The 5,744-nt window shown below is 71.8% G+C and carries 7 protein-coding genes; 1 reads left to right on the forward strand and 6 read right to left on the reverse strand.

Annotated features, from left to right (window positions below; all coding sequences use genetic code 11):
* The 4 genes from ND748_RS23275 to ND748_RS23290 all read right to left on the reverse strand — a co-directional run.
* A partial coding sequence (locus ND748_RS23275; RefSeq protein WP_251748092.1) for a hypothetical protein occupies positions 1-1,373 on the reverse strand: 1,373 nt, incomplete at its 3' end.
* 144 nt (positions 1,374-1,517) lie between these two features.
* Positions 1,518-1,844: a hypothetical protein gene (locus ND748_RS23280; protein ID WP_251748093.1), complete on the reverse strand. Its 327-nt coding sequence runs from the start codon at positions 1,842-1,844 to the stop codon at positions 1,518-1,520.
* Positions 1,841-2,245 (reverse strand): YbaB/EbfC family nucleoid-associated protein, encoded by a 405-nt coding sequence (locus ND748_RS23285; protein WP_251748094.1) that lies wholly within the window; start codon positions 2,243-2,245, stop codon positions 1,841-1,843. The genes ND748_RS23280 and ND748_RS23285 overlap by 4 nt, the downstream gene beginning before the upstream one ends.
* A 118-nt stretch (positions 2,246-2,363) precedes the next feature.
* Positions 2,364-2,990 carry a hypothetical protein gene (locus tag ND748_RS23290; RefSeq protein ID WP_251748095.1) on the reverse strand — a complete coding sequence of 209 codons (627 nt, stop codon included), beginning with the start codon at positions 2,988-2,990 and terminating at the stop codon, positions 2,364-2,366.
* A 367-nt stretch (positions 2,991-3,357) separates the two neighbouring features.
* Here ND748_RS23290 and ND748_RS23295 point away from each other — a divergent pair, with 367 nt between their 5' ends.
* A complete protein-coding gene (locus ND748_RS23295; RefSeq protein ID WP_251748096.1) occupies positions 3,358-4,299 on the forward strand; it encodes a hypothetical protein in 942 nt (313 codons plus the stop codon).
* On the opposite strand, the gene ND748_RS23300 is transcribed toward ND748_RS23295, so the two are convergent.
* Positions 4,238-5,197 (reverse strand): hypothetical protein, encoded by a 960-nt coding sequence (locus ND748_RS23300; RefSeq protein ID WP_251748097.1) that lies wholly within the window; start codon positions 5,195-5,197, stop codon positions 4,238-4,240. The genes ND748_RS23295 and ND748_RS23300 overlap by 62 nt on opposite strands.
* The gene (locus ND748_RS23305) at positions 5,194-5,433 is read right to left on the reverse strand and encodes a hypothetical protein (protein WP_251748098.1); all 240 of its coding nucleotides are present in this window, start codon (positions 5,431-5,433) and stop codon (positions 5,194-5,196) included. Before ND748_RS23305 ends, ND748_RS23300 begins: the two co-directional genes overlap by 4 nt.
* Between the last annotated feature and the right edge of the window lie 311 nt (positions 5,434-5,744).

Below are 5,744 nucleotides of genomic sequence, written 5' to 3' on the forward strand. Positions count from 1 at the left end.
GGTGTGCCGATCGTCGGCGCAGGCGACGCCGGTGGCCGCCGCTCGGCGCGGGTGACGGCCCGGTCCGCTCCGCGTTCCGCCGCGGCGGCCCCGTCGGGCGCGTCGGACGCGGGGTCCGTCAGGGACTGCTGCGGACGTTCCCATGCGGGGTGGATGGTCGTCCCGTCCGGGGTGATGACGCTCGTGGGTTCGACGACCGTGGGCGGGTCCGCCGCGCCGGCGGACTGTCGCGGCCCCTTGGCGGAGGTGACGTTGTAGACGCCCCGGCGGCCGGTGGCCAGCCGCGGTTCGGCGGAGACCGGCGGGTCGAGCAGGGCGCGTCCCAGGCGACTGCCGGCGGCGGAGGCACCGGTCATGCCGAGGTGCAGGCCACCTCCCATGATCGCGGCGACGGCGAAGTCGGCTGCGCCCGGGAGCCAGGGGCTGTCACCGCCGGTGGCGTGGTCGGCGAGAACGGCGGCCTCGGGGAGAGTCGCGGCCATGGCGAGGGCACCGCGGGTGGTGTCGGCGGCCAGGCCGGCGAATCCGCCGCGGCGGCCCACCGGAACCCGGTTCAGCAGCCCGTGGACACCGGGGCTCGCGGCGCCCGCGATCGCGCCCGTGAGCAGGGAGTTCTCCAGGGCGTGGACGTCGAAGTGGTAGCCGTGGCCGCTGCTGGCCAGCCAGATCTGGGCGACGGCGTCCTGGGCACCGAAGAAGGCGGCCATGTTGCGGCTGCCACGTAGCGACGCGAGCGCGAGATCACGAGCGGCGGTCCGACCGCCGCTGCTGACGAGGGCGCGGGTGCCAAGGTTCATCCCGGTGCGCGCGGCGCCCTGGCTGACGGCCCGGTTGAGCGCCAGCTCGATAGCTTCCTTCTTGCCCATGGCGGCGACGAGCTGGGCGGCGATCTGCATCGCCTTGAGGCGGGCCCCACTGACGATCGCGCCCTCCATGAGGATGGCGCCCCCCGGCGTGGTGACGAAGGACAGCATCAGCGGCACGAACATCGTCGCCATCGTGACGCCGAGCATGCTCCACAGGTTGATCTTGGCGAAGCGGATGTCGTTGGCGGCCCCGCTGGTCTGCGCGGCGGCCTTGTAGACGCTGTTCACCGCGTCGGTGAGGCCGCCCGGGTCGCTGGACAGCTTCGGCCAGAACTCCCCCAGCGCCGCGCCGACGTCGCCGCCCCACACCGACAGCACCTCGGTCGCGCCGGTGCCGGCGTCCAGGAGCAGATCGTTCATCGCCTCCTGCAGGGCGGTGCAGGCTTCGGCGAGCTCGTCGAGGGCGTCCTCGTCCCCCTCGGGCCAGCCCGAGCCGGCGGTGACGGTGAGGATGGCGTCCCGGATGACGTTCCAGAAGGCACCGAAGTCGGGAACGGGCATTCCCACTGGCCGGTGCACCTCCGTCCCACGTCGCAGGGAGGGACGCGTCGGGCGGACGACGTCCCGTCGAGAGGAAGGGACGCCTCGACCGGGCGCCCGACCAGGGCGGTGCGGGCCGGGACGGCGGTCCCGACTCCGGCCGCCGGTGCGTCAGGCCGAGCGGATGCCTGTCGCCACGATCGTGTCGCGGGCGGCGAGGTCGGTGGCCAGCGTGCCCTGTGCACCGCGGACGATGTTGTCGCCGAACGTCGCGACTGCTTCGACCGCGCCGGCGACCCGGTCGAGCAGCCTGGGAATCGAACTGAACGCGTCGTCGCAGGCCCGGCCCGCCGCGTCGCCACCCCAGGGGCGGGCCGCGCAGCCAGCCCGCACCCGTTCGACGAGGCCGGGCACGACCTCCTTCGCGGTCGCCGCGGCGGCGGAGATCCGCCGGCCGGCCGCGGCGGCGAGTTCGGGGTCCAGCAGGGTCTCGTTCATCGTGTCTCCCGCGCCGGCGCTATCTCGGCGATCTCCGCGTCGAACCGGTCGAGCACGGCCCCGACGTCGAAACCGAGCTGGTCACGGATCTCGGCCGCGGAGACGAGGCCCTCAAACGCCTCCTCGACCTTCCGGTCCACCTCCGCAGCGGCCCGCCGCGAGGCCGCGAGAATCTCCGCCGCGAGCCGCCGGGAATCCGGCCGGCGGAACACCCGGGGATCGATCTCGACGCTTTCCAACCGGCCCCGTGGATCGACGACCACCCGCACCAGCCCGTCTTCCGAAACACCACGGCCGCGGGCCTCGGCAATCCGCCCCCGGATGGCGCCCGCCTGCTCCCGGAGCCGCTCGAAATCCGCCGCGAGCTGCTCCGCCCGCGCGCGCATCGCCGAGATCTCCACACATCCTCCCCGAAAAGATCATCTGGAGGGACACATGCCGCAAATTCTAGCCGTACTCGGACGGACTCATCGAGTACTTCCCCCGACGATGGGACAGCCGTCGTTGCTCCGTCGTCCGTCATTCATCTGTCGGGCCGCGCTCCTGCGGACGCTCGGCGGCCGGCAGATTATCCACCCGGACCGGGGAAACGAGCACCTCGCGGGCACGCTGACGATCGACCTCGTCCACCGGAGGGCAGACGTAACCGCGGCGGCGGATATGCGCGAGAAATTCGGGATGCGGGGCGAGATGGTGTTCCGCCAGGTAGTACCGGGTGGGCTCGGCCCACACCCAGTGGCCATCGGTGTAGAACACCATCGGGATCATCTCGCCGGCCCCGGGTCGCAACACGTCCTCGTCGAACTCGTCGCCGGCGTTTACCAGCGCGTCGCAGTCACGCAGATAGTCGAGCACGCGAGCGCGTTCGACATCGTCGAGAAGCGGATGGTCCGGGCTGAAACCCGGTCCCGTCTCGTCGACCTCGTCGTAGATCGGAGCAAGAAGCAGTGACGGGCGGGCATCCCGCACGTACACCAGCCGGCCGCGATCGCGGGCCCAGTAGTGGTAGATGGCCAGCTCATGCTCTAACGCGCCACCGAAAACCTCGATCCCGACCCCGGGCTCCCCGGCAGCGGCAAGCACCCGCTGCAGGTACGCGGCCACCACCGGCGCGTCGCCGACCTCGTCCACCTCGACGACGAACACCCGCCGCGGCGGCGGCCACAGGGTGCCGTCGTCCAACGGCCACCGCCACGCCAGCCACACCGCCCGCACCGACGGCATCGGCCGCGCCGGAGCGGATCACCGCGAACAGCGCATCGAGCACCGGATCCGTCCCCGCCCCCCACTGCGCCCGCGGGCCCACCGGACCCAGCAAATCCGCAGGCGGACAGCCAGGACCGACCGCCGACCGCTCGGGCCCGTCAGACCCGAAACGGTAGGGCGGCGCATACGGAGACTCGACGAGCCTGAGCTGCTCCGCGGCGGGAACGGAAGCCCCGCCCGCCCGACGGACCCCGACCAGCAACGCGGCATCATCCGAATAGAGCTCGATGCCCGTAAGAAACGCCCGATGCACGACCGCTCGAGCCACCTCGAGGACCCGCCCCTCGGCAAGCCAGGCACGACACTCAGTCATCATGTCGTCCGGCACCTCACCAGCGAGCCGCAGCAGCATCAGGTGACAACGCGCCACCTGGTCCTGCGGGCGCAGACCGCGCACGTAGACCAACGCCCCGACATCGCGCGCATCCCGCGTCCGGGCCGGCGGCACCTCTCCCCAGGTCGGCAGAACCTCCACCTGCGGGGCAGACTCACCGGCAGCGGCGAGAACCCGCTGCAGCCGGGCCGCGAGCGCCGGCAGGTGGGCAACATCATCCGTCTCGACCACGAACACCCGACGAGACGGAGGCCAGGGAGCCCCGTTCGCCGGCGAACGCCAGGCAACCCACACGACCCGCACGGCAGCAAGCGCCTCGACCTCGGCAATCAGCGCGCCGAGGACACCGTCCCGGTCCCCAGCCCCGACCTCAACAGCCTCGACCTCACCTGCTCCGGCCTCACCTGCTCCGGACTCACCAGCTGCGGCCTCACCAGCTGCGGGCGTCGCCGATGCGCCAGGGCGCTGCGCGGCGAACACGAGGCCGTCCGCCAGCGCATGCGGCGCCGCACGCACCGCGGTCCGCACCAGGTCGACGTACTTCCTTCGGCGGCGGGCCCGGTCATACAGCTCCTGGAGCAGGACAACGTCCTCGGAGTCCAAAGCAAGATCGGCGGCGACCGCGGCATGCACGATCGCGGTCGCCACATCGTCGTGACGCCCGTCGGCCAGCCACCCACGAGTCTCGGTAAGCAGCTCGTCGGAAACCAACCCGGACAGACGCAGCAGCATCCAGTGACACCGCGCGCTAAGAAGATCATCCCCCGCCTGGCGCTCGGCCCGCGCCACCGGCTCAGTCACCGTCGCCGCCCCCGTCCGCCTGTACTCCCGCGTGACCGCGCCCGTCACGACTGAAAAGAATGCCTTCCCAGACCGGCGAATCCGGCGGGTAATCCACCAGCTCCTCGGCGCGTCGGCGATCTACCCCGTCCACCGGAGGACAGACGTAACCACTCTGGCGGATGTGAGCGAGAAATTCGGGATCCGGAGCGAGACCGTACTCCATCAGGTAGTACCAGGTGGCACCGAACCAGACCCATCGGCCATCGGTGTCGTAGCCCGCGGGAACCACCGCGCCGGCCTCAGGTCGTACGACGTCCTGGAGGTCGAACTCGGTGCGCTCCAGGAACTGCTCGCCGTGCAGATAGTCGAGCACTCGGATGCGCTCGGGGTCGTCGAGGAGCGGATGGTCCGGGCTGATCCTCGGCACTTCCTCGTCGACGTCGTCGTAGACCGGAACCATGCGCAACGACGGGCGGGCATCCCGCACGTAGACCAGACGGCCCCATTCACGAGCCTGGATCTGATAGTCACACAGTTCGTCATCCGCCGCGGATCCGTACACCTCGATCCCGGCCTCAGGCGCCCCGGCGGCGGAGACCACCTGCTGCAGGTACGCGGCCACCGTCGGCGCGTCGCCGATCTCGTCCACCTCGACGACGAACACCCGCCACGGCGGCGGCCACCGGGCATCCTCCAGTGGCGTCCGCCAGGCCAGCCATACCGCCCGCACCGCGGCACCGGCGGCACCCGCGGAACCGGCGGAACCGGCGCGGATCGCGGCGAAGAACGCGTCGAGCACGGGATCCGCCCCCGTCCCCGCCTCCGCCCGCGGGCCCACCGGGCGTTCGGGGTCCATCAGCGGACCGCCGAAATCATGTGCTGACGGCTCCGGCCCGGAAGAGGCGAAGGTGTAGGGCGCCTCCGGCAGGCTGTCCACGACCCTGAGCTGCCCCCCGTACGGCAGATTCACCCCAGCCGCCCGACAGACCCTGTCAGCAGATCGACATCCTCCGCGTGGAGCCGGATGCCCGTGAGAGTCGCCTGATGCACCACGGACAGCGCCACGTCGGTGACCCGCCCCTCCCCCAGCCACGCCCGGCCCGCCGCCGCCATCTCGTCCGGGACGAAACCGGCGAGCCGCAGCAGCATCGCGTGCAACCCCAGCACCCGCCGGTCCGGCCGGGCGAGATGTCCGCCGATCGTCATGATCGCCCCAGCCGGTGTTCGGCCGGCGCCACCGGCTCATCCACCTCCACCAGCCCAGACTAGAAGCCGGGCGTGTACTGTCAGCATCCGCTTCCCCTCCTCCTCCCCAACAGTCCCAACGCCGCAAGGTCACCGAGGCGTCCGGACCCGGCGCGATCTCAGCCGACGGCGTCGAGCCGGACCCCGGGAATGGCCACCGTGCCGCCCTGGGTGGACGGCGGCGCGGCGGGCGCGGCGACCCTGCGCGCGGCCGACTCCGGCAGTTCCCAGGCGGGATCGGCGAGCTCGACCGACTCGGCGTGGCGCCCTTC

Source organism: Frankia sp. AiPs1 (assembly GCF_023716945.1).
Lineage (GTDB): Bacteria > Actinomycetota > Actinomycetes > Frankiales > Frankiaceae > Frankia.

Coding starts and splice junctions, on each gene's coding strand:
- ND748_RS23305 (WP_251748098.1), bottom strand. CDS start 5,433: ATGACGATCGGCGGACATCTCGCCCGGCCGGACCGGCGGGTGCTGGGG.
- ND748_RS23280 (WP_251748093.1), bottom strand. CDS start 1,844: ATGAACGAGACCCTGCTGGACCCCGAACTCGCCGCCGCGGCCGGCCGG.
- ND748_RS23295 (WP_251748096.1), top strand. CDS start 3,358: ATGCACGACCGCTCGAGCCACCTCGAGGACCCGCCCCTCGGCAAGCCA.